Source organism: Amycolatopsis sp. NPDC114504, assembly GCF_055633595.1.
On record NZ_JBVKDU010000007.1, the window covers coordinates 754,366 to 768,291 of the forward strand.

17 protein-coding genes are annotated in these 13,926 nt (G+C 71.8%); 8 read left to right on the plus strand and 9 right to left on the minus strand.

Annotated features, from left to right (window positions below; all coding sequences use genetic code 11):
• Window positions 1-87: 87 nt before the first annotated feature.
• Both ACZ7PG_RS49990 and ACZ7PG_RS49995 read left to right on the plus strand, forming a co-directional pair.
• Complete coding sequence (locus tag ACZ7PG_RS49990; RefSeq protein ID WP_470246282.1) at window positions 88-600, plus strand: PadR family transcriptional regulator; 513 nt, start codon at window positions 88-90, stop codon at window positions 598-600.
• 88 nt (window positions 601-688) lie between these two features.
• A complete protein-coding gene (locus tag ACZ7PG_RS49995; RefSeq protein WP_470246283.1) occupies window positions 689-1,240 on the plus strand; it encodes a sigma-70 family RNA polymerase sigma factor in 552 nt (183 codons plus the stop codon).
• Here the strand turns inward: ACZ7PG_RS49995 and ACZ7PG_RS50000 are convergent.
• The 4 genes from ACZ7PG_RS50000 to mgrA form a co-directional block, all read right to left on the minus strand.
• A complete protein-coding gene (locus ACZ7PG_RS50000) occupies window positions 1,237-1,512 on the minus strand; it encodes a cyclic-phosphate processing receiver domain-containing protein (RefSeq protein WP_470246284.1) in 276 nt (91 codons plus the stop codon). The genes ACZ7PG_RS49995 and ACZ7PG_RS50000 overlap by 4 nt on opposite strands.
• Entirely contained in the window at window positions 1,509-2,378 is an 870-nt protein-coding gene (locus ACZ7PG_RS50005; protein ID WP_470246285.1) for a TIGR03564 family F420-dependent LLM class oxidoreductase, read from the minus strand. Before ACZ7PG_RS50005 ends, ACZ7PG_RS50000 begins: the two co-directional genes overlap by 4 nt.
• 16 nt (window positions 2,379-2,394) lie before the next feature.
• Window positions 2,395-3,060: a TetR/AcrR family transcriptional regulator gene (locus tag ACZ7PG_RS50010; RefSeq protein WP_470246286.1), complete on the minus strand. Its 666-nt coding sequence runs from the start codon at window positions 3,058-3,060 to the stop codon at window positions 2,395-2,397.
• A gap of 91 nt (window positions 3,061-3,151) precedes the next feature.
• The gene (gene mgrA, locus ACZ7PG_RS50015; protein WP_470246287.1) at window positions 3,152-4,180 is read right to left on the minus strand and encodes an L-glyceraldehyde 3-phosphate reductase; all 1,029 of its coding nucleotides are present in this window, start codon (window positions 4,178-4,180) and stop codon (window positions 3,152-3,154) included.
• Window positions 4,181-4,243: 63 nt separating this feature from the next.
• On the opposite strand from mgrA, the gene ACZ7PG_RS50020 reads away from it, so the two are divergent.
• A complete protein-coding gene (locus ACZ7PG_RS50020; RefSeq protein WP_470246288.1) occupies window positions 4,244-5,125 on the plus strand; it encodes an AAA family ATPase in 882 nt (293 codons plus the stop codon).
• A complete protein-coding gene (locus tag ACZ7PG_RS50025) occupies window positions 5,122-6,489 on the plus strand; it encodes a vWA domain-containing protein (RefSeq protein WP_470246289.1) in 1,368 nt (455 codons plus the stop codon). Before ACZ7PG_RS50020 ends, ACZ7PG_RS50025 begins: the two co-directional genes overlap by 4 nt.
• Here the strand turns inward: ACZ7PG_RS50025 and add are convergent.
• A complete protein-coding gene (gene add / locus ACZ7PG_RS50030; protein WP_470246290.1) occupies window positions 6,467-7,432 on the minus strand; it encodes an adenosine deaminase in 966 nt (321 codons plus the stop codon). The two genes, ACZ7PG_RS50025 and add, sit on opposite strands and share 23 nt — an antisense overlap.
• 128 nt (window positions 7,433-7,560) lie before the next feature.
• On the opposite strand from add, the gene ACZ7PG_RS50035 reads away from it, so the two are divergent.
• Entirely contained in the window at window positions 7,561-7,785 is a 225-nt protein-coding gene (locus ACZ7PG_RS50035; protein WP_470246291.1) for an antitoxin, read from the plus strand.
• A 1-nt stretch (window position 7,786) separates the two neighbouring features.
• On the opposite strand, the gene recQ is transcribed toward ACZ7PG_RS50035, so the two are convergent.
• Both recQ and ACZ7PG_RS50045 read right to left on the minus strand, forming a co-directional pair.
• The gene (gene recQ / locus ACZ7PG_RS50040) at window positions 7,787-9,622 is read right to left on the minus strand and encodes a DNA helicase RecQ (RefSeq protein ID WP_470246292.1); all 1,836 of its coding nucleotides are present in this window, start codon (window positions 9,620-9,622) and stop codon (window positions 7,787-7,789) included.
• A 65-nt stretch (window positions 9,623-9,687) separates the two neighbouring features.
• Window positions 9,688-10,284, minus strand: a complete 597-nt coding sequence (locus tag ACZ7PG_RS50045; protein ID WP_470246293.1) for a hypothetical protein — start codon at window positions 10,282-10,284, stop codon at window positions 9,688-9,690.
• A gap of 50 nt (window positions 10,285-10,334) precedes the next feature.
• Between ACZ7PG_RS50045 and ACZ7PG_RS50050 the strand changes: the two genes are divergently transcribed.
• Window positions 10,335-10,775 (plus strand): DUF6314 family protein, encoded by a 441-nt coding sequence (locus tag ACZ7PG_RS50050; protein WP_470246294.1) that lies wholly within the window; start codon window positions 10,335-10,337, stop codon window positions 10,773-10,775.
• On the opposite strand, the gene ACZ7PG_RS50055 is transcribed toward ACZ7PG_RS50050, so the two are convergent.
• Both ACZ7PG_RS50055 and ACZ7PG_RS50060 read right to left on the minus strand, forming a co-directional pair.
• On the minus strand, window positions 10,756-11,643 hold the full coding sequence (locus tag ACZ7PG_RS50055; RefSeq protein WP_470246295.1) for an SDR family oxidoreductase: 888 nt from the start codon (window positions 11,641-11,643) through the stop codon (window positions 10,756-10,758). The genes ACZ7PG_RS50050 and ACZ7PG_RS50055 overlap by 20 nt on opposite strands.
• Before the next feature lie 30 nt (window positions 11,644-11,673).
• Complete coding sequence (locus ACZ7PG_RS50060) at window positions 11,674-12,414, minus strand: SDR family oxidoreductase (protein WP_470246296.1); 741 nt, start codon at window positions 12,412-12,414, stop codon at window positions 11,674-11,676.
• Window positions 12,415-12,659: 245 nt separating this feature from the next.
• Between ACZ7PG_RS50060 and ACZ7PG_RS50065 the strand changes: the two genes are divergently transcribed.
• Both ACZ7PG_RS50065 and ACZ7PG_RS50070 read left to right on the plus strand, forming a co-directional pair.
• Window positions 12,660-13,349, plus strand: a complete 690-nt coding sequence (locus ACZ7PG_RS50065; protein WP_470246297.1) for a hypothetical protein — start codon at window positions 12,660-12,662, stop codon at window positions 13,347-13,349.
• A 2-nt stretch (window positions 13,350-13,351) separates the two neighbouring features.
• Window positions 13,352-13,864 carry a hypothetical protein gene (locus ACZ7PG_RS50070; RefSeq protein ID WP_470246298.1) on the plus strand — a complete coding sequence of 171 codons (513 nt, stop codon included), beginning with the start codon at window positions 13,352-13,354 and terminating at the stop codon, window positions 13,862-13,864.
• Window positions 13,865-13,926: the final 62 nt, after the last annotated feature.

Sequence of the window (13,926 nt, forward strand, 5' to 3'; positions counted from 1 at the left end):
GTCTCTCCCCTGACGTTCCAACTTTGACATGTCGAAACTAGAAGCTCCTGGATAGACATGTCAATAGTGGAATGTCATGATGGATGCATGAGCCTTCGACACGCGGTGCTCGGCATGCTGGCCGACGAGCCCGGAAGCGGCTACGACCTGCTGAAGCGGTTCGAGCGGGCGATGGCCAACGTCTGGCCCGCGACGCAGAGCCAGCTCTACGGCGAGCTCGGCAAGCTGGAGGCGGCGGGCATGATCCACGTCCTCGCCGAGGGGCCGCGCGGACGCAAGGAGTACGAGATCACCGAGGCCGGGCTCGAGGAACTGCGGCACTGGCTGGTCGACGTCGACCCGGGTGGCCCGCCGCGCAGCGCCGCGTTGCTGCGCGTGTACTTCCTCGGCTCGGTCTCGCCGGCGCAGGCGCGCGGCTACGTCGCGTCGATGGGTGAGTCGGCCCGGGCGCGCGAAGAGCGGCTGGACGAGCTGGAGGGCTCGATCGACTGGGGCGACGACAACCAGTCGCTCTACGGCCGCCTGGTCCTGGAGTGGGGCAAGCGGTTCTCGGCGATGCAGCGCGAGTGGGCGGAGTGGGCGGTCAAGCAGGTCGAGTGAGGGTCGTATAACGCCCTGCACGGCGGCTCGCCTCCCGGCAGCCGGACGGCGGATCCGAGAGGTGCCTCTCACTGATAGGTTCCGGATCATGACCCGCGGTGAGGACGACGAGCGCGTCACGGCCCTGGCGATGGCGGCGGGTCGCGGCGATCGGCGGGCCCTCGAGGAGTGGGTTCGCGCGACGCAGGCCGACGTCTGGCGCTTCCTCGCCCACCTCACCGACGCCGCCGCGGCCGACGACCTGGCGCAGGAGACCTACCTTCGCGCCTTCGGCAGCCTTCGCCGCTTCGCGGGACGCTCGTCGTCGCGCACCTGGCTGCTGTCGATCGCGCGCCGGGTCGTCGTCGACCAGATCCGAGCGGCGGGTGCCCGGCCCAAGATCGCCGACACCGACTGGGAAGCCGCGGCCGAGCGCACCCGCGACCCCGCGGCCGGCTTCGAAGAGCTCGTCGAGCTGGGCCTGCTGCTCGACGGCCTCGACCCGGAACGGCGCGAAGTCCTGGTGCTGACCCAGGTCCTCGGCCTGTCCTACGCCGAGGCCGCCGACGTCTGCGGCTGCCCGGTCGGCACGGTCCGCTCCCGCGTCGCCCGCGCCCGCGACGACCTGATCCAAGCCCGTCGCGCGCGCGGCGCCGGCTAGCGGACGCCGGGCCCGTACCGCCGCGCCATGCCGGTGAGCCACTCCCGGCCCACCGGGTTGGCCGTGTGGACGCGTACTTCCGGTGGCCAGCGGTCGTGCTCGCACAGCCACCGCACGACCGGGCGGGTCGTGTCGTCGCCGCCGAGGTCGTGGTCCAGCGAGATCGCGGTGAACTCCCCGGCGCCGAGCAGCGAGATCGCCTCGGCGCTCGACTTCGCCCACGTCCACCCCGCCGGCGCCGGGCGCAGGTCGTCCACCCAGAGGCCGGTCACGCGGCCAGCAGCTCGCGCGTGCGGGACTGCTCGGCCGCCGAGCCGAACGGCATCACCAGCAGCTCGGTCGCGCCCGCGTCCTCCAGGGACTTCACCTGGCGGCGCACCGTTTCCTCGTCGCCGATGATCGCGCTGTCCGACACGCGCGCGTAACCGTCGCGGTCCAAAATGGACCGATAGGCCGGAACGCCTGCCGCCGCGCCGTAGGTCTCTTCGACCCACGCGCGCCGTTCGTCCACTTCGGACGTCACGCAGATCAGCCGGCCCGACACGACCCGCGACGCCGTCCCGAGCGCCGGCACCACGAACTCGCCGAGCGCCCGCGGGCCCGCCCACGTCGTGATCACGCCGTCGGCCAGCTCGCCCGCCAGCCGCGTCGAGCGCGGGCTGACCGAGCCCACGAGGACCGCCGGCCGGGCCGCGCCGGGGGTGGTCAGGCCGCCCGCCGCGGTGAGCGTCTCGCCGTGGACGTCCGCCTTTTCCCCGCGCAGCAACGGGTTCAGCGCCTCGAGGTACTCGCGCAGGTGTCGCAGCGGCCGGTCGTAGGAGTACCCGAACTCCCCCTCGACGACGTACCGGTGGCTCAGCCCGACGCCGAGGTGGACCGGCACGCCGGTCGCCGCCTGGACGGTCAGCGCCTGCGCCGCCATCGTGATCGGGTGCCGCGGGTACGTCGGCACGACGCAGGTGCCCAGCTCGACGCCGGGTGCCGCGGCGCCGAGCGCGGGCAACGCCGTGAGCGCGTCCCAGCCCCCGCGCTGCGCCAGCCAAAGCGTCTTGTAGCCGAGCTTCGCGGCTTCGCGTGCTTGCGCGGTCATGGCGTCGAAGCCGACGCCCAGCTCGTCGATCAGGATCCCCGTACGCATGTGTCCTCCCGGACCTTCAGTAAGCGCGCTCGAGCTGCTTCCGGTCGAGCGCGACGGATTCGGTGAACAGCGCGACGACCCGCGGCGCCACCTCGCGCAGCCGCATCGTCGAGACGGCGACCGGCTCGAAGGCGTGCGCGACGGTGTCGGCGATCAGCGCGGGCTCCAGCGGGGGAACGCTGACGAGGAAGCCGTGCAGCACCGCCTGGTAGGCGACGGCGAGCTGCCGGGCCGGCCGGTCGGCGCGCAGCAGGTCGTTCTCCGCCAGCAGCTCGAGGTACTCGACGAACGCCTCGTCGTGCCGCGGGTCGAGCTTGGCGTGCACCTTCGGCAGGAGCTTCCCGAGCGTGTCGGCGTCGTCGACGTACCCCGCGCGCAGCAGCGGGCGCCCCAGCACGGTGGTGTACAGGACCTCGGTCAGCCGCGACAGCCGCGCGGTGAGCGGGTCGGCTTCGAGCGCCCCGACGAGGTCTTCGATGCTGCGGACGGACTCCCGGAGCAGCACCGCGAGGAACAGCTCCTCACGGTTCTTCCAGTGCAGGTAGACGGTCCCCTTGCCGACGTCCGCGCGCTCGGCGACGTCCTCGATCGTCGTGCGCCGGTAGCCGGCTCGCAGCAGCAGCTCGGCGGCCGCGTCCAGGATCCGCTCGGCCCGCTCGGCGCGGTCTTCGGCAGGAGGCATGACGCCATCGTATGACCAAATACGAAATCTGGTCAAACGTCAGGCCGGAAAAACGGCGGGACGCACCGGGCGCCCCGCCGTCGTCCCGGGGTCAGCCGTCCGAGGACCGCTTCCAGAGGTTGATGCCCGCGTCGGTGGCGTGGCCGTCGATCTCGGTCAGCTCTTCGGAGCTGAAGTCGAGGTTGCTGAGCGCGCCGACGTTGTCCTCGAGCTGCTTGACGCTGCTCGCGCCGATCAGCACCGACGTCACGCGGTGGTCGCGCAACGCCCACGCGAGCGCCAGCTGCGCCAGCGACTGCCCGCGGCGTCCGGCGATCTCGTTCAGCGCCCGGACCCGGCTCAGCCGGTCGTCGTCGAGCGTGTCCGGGTCGAGCGACTTGCCCTGCGCCGCCCGCGAATCCGCCGGGACGCCCTTGAGGTACTTGTCGGTCAGCAGCCCCTGCGCCAGCGGCGAGAACGCGATGCAGCCCGCGCCCACCTCCTCCAGGGTGTCCAGCAGCCCGTCCTCCTCGATCCAGCGGTTCAGCATCGAGTACGACGGCTGGTGGATCAGCAGCGGCGTGCCGAGCTCGCGCAACATCCGCGCGGCCTCGGCGGTCCGCTCGGAGTTGTACGACGAAATCCCGACGTAGAGCGCTTTCCCGGCGCGGACGGCGGAGTCGAGCGCGCCGACGGTCTCCTCGAGCGGCGTCTCGGGGTCGAACCGGTGGGAGTAGAAGATGTCGACGTAGTCCAGGCCCAGCCGTCCGAGCGACTGGTCCAGGGAGGACAGCAGGTACTTGCGGGAGCCCCACTCGCCGTACGGGCCGGGCCACATGTCGTAGCCGGCCTTGGTGGAGATCACCAGCTCGTCGCGGTACGGCTTGAAGTCGGACGCCAGCAGCCGCCCGAAGTTCTCCTCCGCCGAGCCGTACGGCGGGCCGTAGTTGTTCGCCAGGTCGAAGTGCGTGATGCCGAGGTCGAAGGCGCGGCGGGTGATGTCGCGCTGGGTCTGCAGGGGCTTGTCGTGGCCGAAGTTGTGCCACAGCCCGAGCGAGATCGCGGGCAGCTTGAGCCCGGACCGCCCGCAGCGCCGGTAAGGGATCGATTCGTATCGGCCGGAAGCCGCAACGTAGGTCACGCGGCCGATGCTAGCCCGGCGGTCGGGTACGCTCCGGGTGAGCGACCGCTTAGGAGGCACGTGGTGGGCACCGGATTCTTCACCTCCGTCGACGACGTGTCGGCCAAGCTGGCCGAAGCCGGCTACCTGGCGTCCACGGCGGTGGCGACCACGGTGTTCCTCGCCGACCGGCTCGGCAAGCCGCTGCTGGTCGAAGGCCCGGCGGGCGTCGGCAAGACCGAGCTCGCCAAGGCCGTCGCGCAGGTCAGCGGCTCGCGGCTGGTGCGGCTGCAGTGCTACGAGGGCATCGACGAGGCCCGCGCGCTGTACGAGTGGAACCACGCGAAGCAGCTGCTGCGGATCACCGCCGGCCGCGACGAGACGTGGGAAGACGCCCGCACGGACATCTTCGGCGAGGAGTTCCTGCTGCGCCGCCCGCTGCTCACCGCGATCTCGTCGGACGAGCCGACCGTCCTGCTCATCGACGAGACCGACAAGGCCGACATGGAGGTCGAAGGCCTGCTGCTGGAGGTGCTCGGCGACTTCCAGGTGACCGTGCCGGAGCTGGGGACGATCACCGCGACGCGCGCGCCGTTCGCCGTGCTGACGTCGAACGCGACGCGCGAGCTGTCCGAGGCGCTGCGTCGCCGGTGCCTGTTCCTGCACATCGACTTCCCGGACGAAGACCTCGAACGCGACATCGTCCGGCTCAAGGTCCCGGGCATCGATGACGCGCTCGCGGATTCCGTCGTCCGGGTGATCGCCGCGCTGCGCGCGATGGACCTGCGCAAGCTGCCGTCGGTCGCCGAGACCATCGACTGGGCGCGCACGCTGCTCGCGCTCGGCGCGTCGACGCTGGACGAGCGGGTCGTGCGGGAGAGCCTCGGCGTCGTCCTCAAGCACCAGGACGACATCGCCAAGGCCGGCGCCGGCCTGAAGCTCGAACAGGTCCTGGACGCGTCGTGACCGGCGGCGTGCCGGAGCGGCTCGCGTCGTTCGTCCGGGCGCTGCGGGCCCAGGGCATCCCGGCTGGCCCTGCCGAGACCGTCGACGCCGCGGCCGCGCTGGAAGTCCTCGGCATGGACGACCGTTCGCTGGTCCGCGAAGGACTGGCCGCGGCGCTGGTCAGGCGCGGCGGGCAACGCGCGGTGTTCGACGCCGCGTTCGACCTGTACTTCCCGGCCGGCATCGGCACGCCGGAGCGAGCCCGCGAAGAGCAGCCGTCGACGCTGGAGGAGCTGCGTTCCGAGCTGGCGACGGCGCTGGCCGACGGTGACGAGCAGGCGTTGTCCCAGCTCGCCGGGCTCGCGGTGGACATGCTCGGCCAGTACGGCTCGTCCTCCGGTCCCGGTGGCGGGTTCAGCGCCCACCAGACCCTGGAGCGGCTCCAGCCGCAGACGCTGATCGCCCGGGTGCTCGCGGCCGTGCGTGGCGGTGGCGCGCGCGGCGAGTTCACCGACCGGCTCGACCGCGACGAGATCCGCCGCCGCGTCGAAGGGTTCCGCGGCCGGGTCCGCACCGAAGCCCGCCGCCGCGCGGCCGAGGTCCGTGGCCGCGAGCGCGTCGCCAAGCACGCCATCGCGCCCGCGCCCGACCGCGTCGACTTCCTCATCGCCAGCCGCGCCCAGCTCGCCGAGCTGCGGCGCACGATCCAGCCGTTGTCCCGCAAGCTCGCGACGCGCCTCGCCGCCCGCCGCAAGCGCACGACGCGCGGGCAGATCGACCTGCGCCGCACGCTGCGGCGGTCGCTGTCCACCGGCGGGGTGCCGCTGCGCCCGGCCTACCGCCACCGACGTCCCGGCCGGCCCGAGATCGTGCTGCTGTGCGACCTGTCCGGATCCGTCGCGGGGTTCGCGAACTTCACCATGCTGCTGGTCCAGGCCCTGCGCGACCAGTTCAGCAAGATCCGCGTGTTCGCGTTCGTCGACAGCGCCGACGAGGTCACCCACCTGGTCACCACCGGTACCGCCGACCCCGAGCACCTGGGCGCGCGCATGCTGTCCGAAGCGGCCCTGGTGCGCTGGGACGGCCACAGCGACTACGGCGGTTCACTGCGCCAGTTCACGGCGAACTGGCTCGACGCCGTCGGCCCGCGCACGTCGGTGCTGATCCTCGGCGACGCCCGCACCAACGGCGGCGACCCGAACCTCGACGCCGTCCGCGAGATCAAGGCCCGCGCCCGGCACGTCTACTGGCTGAACCCGGAGCGGCGGTCGCTGTGGTCGACCGGCGACTCGGCCGCGCTGGAGTACGCCGACGTCGTCGAGATGCACGAGTGCCGCACGGTGCACCAGCTCGGCACGCTGGTCACGCGCCTGCTGCCGGTGTGAGCCACGCGTCGATGTCTTCGAGGATTCTTCGTTTCGTCGCGTCGGGGGCGAAGGACGCGGTGACGCTCGCCCGCGCGAAGTCCGCCATCGCGGCGTCGTCGTAGCCGAACGCGTCCCGGACGCGGGCGTACTCCCCGGCCAGGTTCGCGCCGGTGACCGACGGGACGTCGGTGTTGAGCGTGACCGTCAGGCCGGCGTCGAGGAGCCGGGGGAGCGGGTGCTCGGGCAGCGACGGCACCAGCCCGAGCGTCACGTTCGACGACGGGCAGACCTCCAGCGCGAGGCCCCGCTCGCGGACCTCGGTGACCAGCGCGGGGTCGTCGAGGACGCGGATGCCGTGGCCCAGCCGTTCGGTCAGGCCGACGTCCACGGCCTCGCGGATGCTGTCCGGGCCGGCGTCCTCACCGGTGTGGTGCAGCAGGTGGAGGCCGGCCGCGCGGGCCTTCTCGAAGACCGTCGCGAAAGGACGGAGCGAGTGCTTTTCCTCGCCGGCCATGCCGATCGCGAAGACTTCGCCGTACTTCAGTGCGAGGTCGAGGGTGCGCTCGGCGCGTTCGACCGAGCGGCGTCGCGAGTGGTCCAGCACGAGCCGGGTTTCGAGCCCGGACAGTCCTTTGAGGACGGACGCCAGCGGCATTTCGAGCTCGCCCAGCCGTTCCCCGTGCGAGGCCGCGGTGAACGTGACTTCGGCGTACCGCGTACCTTGGGCGAGCTCGTCTTCGCAGTACTCGCGGGCGATGCGCTCGAAGTCCTCAGGCTGCCGGAGACAGGCCCGGATTAGCGCGTTGTAGTCGGCGAACGCGCGAAAACCGTCGAACGCCGGCGGTTCGGCCGGGACGGCGACGCCGTTCGCCTCGCCGAGCTCACGGAGCGTGCCCGGCCGGATCGTGCTCTCCAGGTGGACGTGCAGGTGGGCCTTCGGCAGGGCCGCCAGGTCGCGCATGAGCCCGACCCTAGAGGCCGCCGGGCGCCGCTCGCGCGGCAATTTTGTTTGGCCCTCGTCACACGGGGAACCTCCGGGTGGTTCGTCCGCGTTGTCAGGATGACCGCACACCGACTAGGGAGACGACCATGGCTTTCCTGCGCAAGCTCACCGTGCTGGCGGGCGCGGCCGGCGCCGCCCGCGCGTACGCCAAGAAGAACCCCGAAAAGGTGAACGGGGCCGTCGGCAAGGCGGCCAAGTTCGTCGACGACAAGACCAAGGGCAAGTACCACGAGCAGATCGCCGGGGCGGTCCGCAAGGTCAACTCCGTGACCGGGCCGGACGACCGGCCGGGGCCGGCCGCCGCCCGCTAGGTCACTCGGCCGCCAGCACCTCGAGGACGCCCTCGCCGTACTTGGCGAGCTTGTTCTCGCCGACGCCGCTGACCGTGCCCAGGTCGGCCAGCGAGGACGGCTGTTGCGTGGCGATCTGGCGCAGGGTCGCGTCGTGGAAGATGACGTAGGCGGGGACGCCCTGCTCCTTCGCGACGCCGGCCCGCCAGGCACGCAGGCGCTCGAACACCGGGGCCGCCTCCGCGGGCATGTCCACCGCGGGGGCGGACTTCCGGGTGCCGCGGACCTTGGCGGCCGCCGCGCGCTCGGGCTCGCGGCGCAGCATCACCTCGCGGTCGCCGCCCAGCACCTCGGCGCTGGCCTCGGTGAGGACCAGCGATCCGTAGTCGCCTTCGACCGCGAGCAGGCCCTGGGCCAGCAGCTGCCGCACCACCGCGCGCCACTCCGGCTCGCGCAGCTCGGTGCCGATGCCGAACGTCTTGAGCGTGTCGTGCTGGAACTGCGTGACCTTCGGCGTGGACTTGCCGAGCAGGATGTCGATCACCTGCCCCGCACCGAACTTCTGCCGCCGCTCGTTGCGCAGCCGCACGATCGTCGACAGCAGCTTCTGCGCCGGGATCGTGCCGTCGAACTTCTCCGGCGGGCTCAGGCACGTGTCGCAGTTGCCGCAGGGCTCGGCCTTCTGCCCGAAGTAGTTGAGGACCTGCACGCGCCGGCATTCGACCGTTTCGCACAGCGCGAGCATCGCGTTCAGGTGGGCGCCCAGCCGGCGCCGGTGCGCGTCGTCGCCCTCGGACGTGTCGATCATCTTGCGCTGCTGCACGACGTCCTGCAGCCCGTACGCGAGCCAGGCGGTGGACGGCAGGCCGTCACGCCCCGCGCGGCCGGTCTCCTGGTAGTAGCCCTCGACCGACTTCGGCAGGTCGAGGTGCGCGACGAACCGGACGTCCGGTTTGTCGATGCCCATGCCGAACGCGATCGTCGCGACCACGATCAGGCCGTCCTCGCGCAGGAACCGCGACTGGTGCTTCGCGCGGGTGCGCGCGTCGAGCCCCGCGTGGTACGGCACCGCCGGGATTCCGTTCTGCACCAGGAACTCCGCGGTCTTCTCGACCGAGTTCCGGGACAGGCAGTAGACGATCCCCGCGTCACCCTGGTGCTCGGTGCGCAGCAGCTCCAGCAGCTGCCGCTGTGGCGAGTTCTTGCCGACGATCCGGTACTGGATGTTCGGCCGGTCGAAGCTCGCGACGAAGTGGCGGGCCTCGTCGAGCTTCAGCCGGGTCGCGATCTCCTGGTGCGTGGCCTCGGTCGCGGTGGCGGTGAGCGCGATCCGCGGCACGTCCGGCCAGCGCTCGTGCAGCGCGGAGAGCTGGAGGTAGTCGGGCCGGAAGTCGTGGCCCCACTGGGCGACGCAGTGCGCCTCGTCGATCGCGAACAGCGAGATCTTGCCGCGGTCGAGCAGCCGCACGGTGGATTCCACCGAAAGCCGTTCCGGGGCCAGGTAGAGCAGGTCGAGCTCGCCGGACAGGAACGCCGACTCGACCTCTTGGCGGGCCGCGTAGTCCTGCGTGGAGTTGAGGAAACCGGCGCGGACCCCGGCGTTGCGCAGAGCGTCGACCTGGTCCTGCATCAGGGCGATGAGCGGCGAGACGACCACCCCCACCCCGGGCCGCACCAGCGCCGGGATCTGGTAGCACAACGACTTCCCGCCACCGGTGGGCATCAGGACGAGCGCGTCGCCACCGGCGATCACGTGCTCGACGATCGCCGCCTGGTCGCCGCGGAAGCTGTCGTAGCCGAACACGCGCTGGAGGGTTTCCTGCGCTTCGGACACCGTTGCCGTCTCGGGGGCTGCCACCCGGCCGAGTCTAGAGCCGGGGTCCGACAACTTCCGGCCGCCCTCTCCGGCGCGGCGGGATCCGCCTACAGCCGCTCGCCGAGCAGGTGCGCCAGGTTCGTGTAGACGCCCTCGCGGATGCTGTGCACGTCCAGCACACCCGCCCGGGTCTCGCCGTGGCTCGCCTTGGCGACGACGATCCGCGTCTGCTGCTCGGGGATGCCGTCGACGTCCTGGTCGGGGCCATCGCAGTAGAACGCGGCAGCACCGGCGCCGGGAACGGCCACCGCGGGCTTCCCGCACGTCTTCGCCACCTCGCCCGCCAGCGCCTGCGGCGTCTTCCCGCTCGGGACGAGGATCCGCAGCTGGAACGCGGCCGCGTCGTGGAACTTGCTCTGGTAGGTGCAGAGGAACGAACCCTTCTGCGGCGGCTTTTCGACCGCCGTGGCCGCCCAGGCACCGCCCACGGCCTGCATGATGTCGGGAACGGTGACGAACGGGCACGCCGCCGTGACCTTCGCGGGTGTCACGAACACCGGCGTCGGCGGCGCGGTGGTGGTGTGCGAGGCGGTCGTCGTGTGAGTCGTGGTGGCCGGCGCGGGCGCGGCGGGTGCGGGCGGGCCGGAACAGGCGGTCAGGCAGGCCGCCACGAACACCGCGGCCATCCCCCTCGGAAGTCGCATGAGCCGAACCTAGCCGCTGCCGGTCACGGCCGGATGACACACTGGCCGGGATGGACGAGCACTTCCCGGTTCCCGACCTGGCCGCGCATTTCGCCGGCGAGTGGCGGCTCGACCGCGAAATCCGCACCGCCGGCGGCGACCCGGCGGGGGAGGTGACCGGCACCGCCACCTTCACCGAGGAGAACGGCGTCCTCGTCTACCGCGAAGCCGGTGAGATGCGGCTCGGCACGTACACCGGCCCGGTGACCCGCACGCTCCACTACCGGCCCACCGCGCCCGGCCGCGCCGACGTGCACTTCGACCACGGCGGGTTCTTCCACGCCGTCGACCTGCGCGCCGGCCACTGGGAAACGGACCATCCCTGCCGTGCCGACCTCTACCGCGGCAGCTACCGCGTGCTCGATGCCCGGCGGTGGCGGCAGGAGTGGGCGGTCCGCGGCCCGGCGAAGGACCACGTGATCGTCACGCGGTTCAGCCGGCCGCCGGGCTGAGCAGGTCGCCCAGGTCGATCCGGCGCAGGAACTCGCTCCGGATCCGGTCGCCGACCTCCGCGACCAGCCAGCCGCCGTCGTCCGCCGGGTCGATGTGCACCCGGAACGGCCGCTGCCCCTTCGGCAGGCCGACCACGCGCGTCAGCTCTTCGGCCACCTTCGCCACGTCCGCGCCGGCCGGGGTGATCTCGGCCAGCTTCGCCGCGACGTGGTCGCTCAAGCCCGCGTACCGCTCTTCGTAGGCCGCCGCGACCGCCTCGTCGGCCGGGTGCCCGGAGTTCGGGAAGTGGTTGGTGCCCGAGGTGAACGCGCCCGGCACGACGATGGTGGTGTCGATCCCGAACCGCGCCAGCTCCGCGGCGTAGCTGACCGCGAGGCTGTCCATGGCCGCCTTCGCCGCGAAGTACGGCGCCAGATACGGCGGGGTGCCGCCGCGGACGCTGCTGCTCGACACCCACACCAGCAGCCCGTCGCGCTGGGCGCGCAGGTGCGGCAGGGCGGCGCGGTTGACCCGCTGCGCGCCGATCACGTTCGTGTCGTACAGCCCGGCCAGCTGCTCGGGGGTGAACGCCTCGGCCGGGCCGAGCACCATGTGCCCGGCGTTGTGCACCACGGCGTCCAGCCGGCCCCGCTCGGCGACGATCGAGGCGATCGCGGCGTCGGCGGACTCCTGGCTGGAGACGTCCAGCTCGACCGACCGCAGGTCCACGCCGTGGTCACGGGCGTAGGCAGCGGCGGCTTCGACCTGGGGCGCGTTGCGGCCGGCGGTGGCGCGCATGCCCGCGTAGACGGTGTGCCCGGCCCGGGCCAGCGCCCGGGCGGAGAGGGCGCCGATCCCGCTGGAGGCGCCGGTGACGACGATGATCATGGCTCTGTCCCTTTCCGGTGGCCGGGGTGCTCAGACGATTCCGCCGTTGGCGCGCAGCACCTGGCCGTTGACCCAGCGGGCCGGACCGGCGAGGAACGCGACGACCTCGGCGATGTCTTCGGGCCGGCCGAGGCGCTCGAGCGGCGGCTGCTTGGCCATCCGGCCGATGGTCTCCTCGTCCTTGCCGTCGAGGAACAGCGCCGTCGCCGTCGGGCCCGGGGCAACGGTGTTGACGGTGATGTCGCGGCCGCGCAGCTCGCGCGCCAGGATCATGGTGATCGCCTCGACCGCGCCCTTGGTCGCGTTGTAGATGCCGTAGCCTGGCAGGTTCAGCCCGAGCACCGACGTCGAGGTGGTGATCACCGCGCCGCCGTCGCGCACCCGCTTCGCGGCCTGCTGGGCCACCGCGAACGTGCCGCGGATGTTGGTGCGGTGCACGCGGTCGAGGACCTCGAAGTCGGTGTCGGCGATCGACGTCGGCGCGTTCATCACGCCGGCCAGGTGGGCGACGACGTCCACGCCGCCGTATGTGCGTTCCGCGGTGTCGAACAGCTCCACGACCGCGGTCGGGTCGGCCACGTCGGCGCGGACGGCGATGGCCTGCCCGCCCCGCTCGGTGATGGCGTCGACGGCGGCCTGGGCCTCCTTCTCGTTGCCGGCGAAGTTGACGACGACCGCCATGCCGTCGGCGGCCAGGCGCTCGGCGACCTGGCGGCCGATGCCGCGGGAGCCGCCGGTGACGATCGCGACGCGGGTTCCGGTGGTGCTCATGGTTCCTTCTTCCGGTCAGGGCGGTGGCTGTATCACCGCTTCCGTCGTTCTGTTATCGACGATAGCACTTCGATGGTAACAACGCTAGTGATCTGGTGTTATCGTCGTTACATCTCCCGGGGTGGTCGGCATCCGGCCGTATCCGCGCGGCCGGTCGGCCGAATCGCACCCGAACACGGTTTCCGGCCCCGGCGGGCGGGAACTCCGGACGCGTCGGGGGCGACGTCCGTGAAGGAGTTTGTGCAATGCCCACATGGCTGATCGTCGTGATCGTCGTCGTGGCCATCGCGGTGCTCGGCGCCGTGATTTGGCTTGTGACACAGGAGATGCAGCGAAAGCGGCTGCAGCAGCGGTTCGGTCCGGAGTACGACCGGACGGTCGAGGAGAGTGACAATCCCCGTGCCGCGCAACGGGAACTCGCCGAGCGCGAGCGCCGTCACAAGGAGCTCGACATCCGCCCGCTGTCGGCGTCGGCGCGTGAGCGTTACGCCCGGGAATGGGCGCAGGTACAGGAAAAGTTCGTCGACGAGCCGTCCACCGCGGTCGGCGAGGCGGACCGGCTCCTCGTGGCGCTGATGGGTGAGCGCGGGTACCCCACCGAGGGGTACGAGCAGCAGGTGGCCGACCTTTCCGTGCGGCACGCCAAGACCCTCGAGAACTACCGCGCCGCGCACACCACGCAGCAGAAGAGCGACGGAGCGTCCACTGAGGACCTTCGCGACGCGATGGTGCGCTACCGCACCGTCTTCGAGGACCTGCTGACCGACGGCGCGGACGACGAGCACCGGGACCACGAACACGAACACCACGACCGTCGCAACGGGCACGACCGTGACCGTGACGACCATGACCGCGACGACCGTCGTGACGACACCGCCCAGCACGAGCACCAGGCGTCCGCGCAGCCGCGGACCGAGTGGAACGGAGGTCGCTGACCATGACCGAGCACCTGACCCGGCACAGCGCCGAACACGACGACGACTTCACCGGGCGTGAGGACGTCCACGAGCCGGACACCGCCGCCGGCGGCGACCACGCGGACTTCCGCGAACCCGGCACCGACGAGGGGTTCGACGGCGGCCAGAGCTTGAGCACGGCCGACCTCGCTTCGGCGTCGGCCCAGCCGGCCGCCGAGGAGCCCCGTGCGGAGGACACGCCCGCGCGGTCGGGTGGTGACGTCGAGGCCCAGCCGCTGATCGACGAGGACAAGGTCACCGGCTTCCGCGACCGCTGGCAGAACGTGCAGACCGGCTTCGTCGACGACCCGAAGCAGGCGGTCAGCGAGGCCGACGAGCTGGTCGCGGCCGTGATCAGCGCGCTGGCCACCACGTTCGCCGAGCACAAGAGCGAGCTGGAAGGCCAGTGGCGGCAGGGCGAGCCAGCTACCGAGGAGCTGCGGATCGCGCTGCGGCGCTACCGCTCGTTCTTCGACCAGCTGCTCCCGCGGTAGCCGGATCCGTTTGCCGGCGGGCATGATCGGGTAGCACGCCGGTGAACGGGTTCAGCAACGGG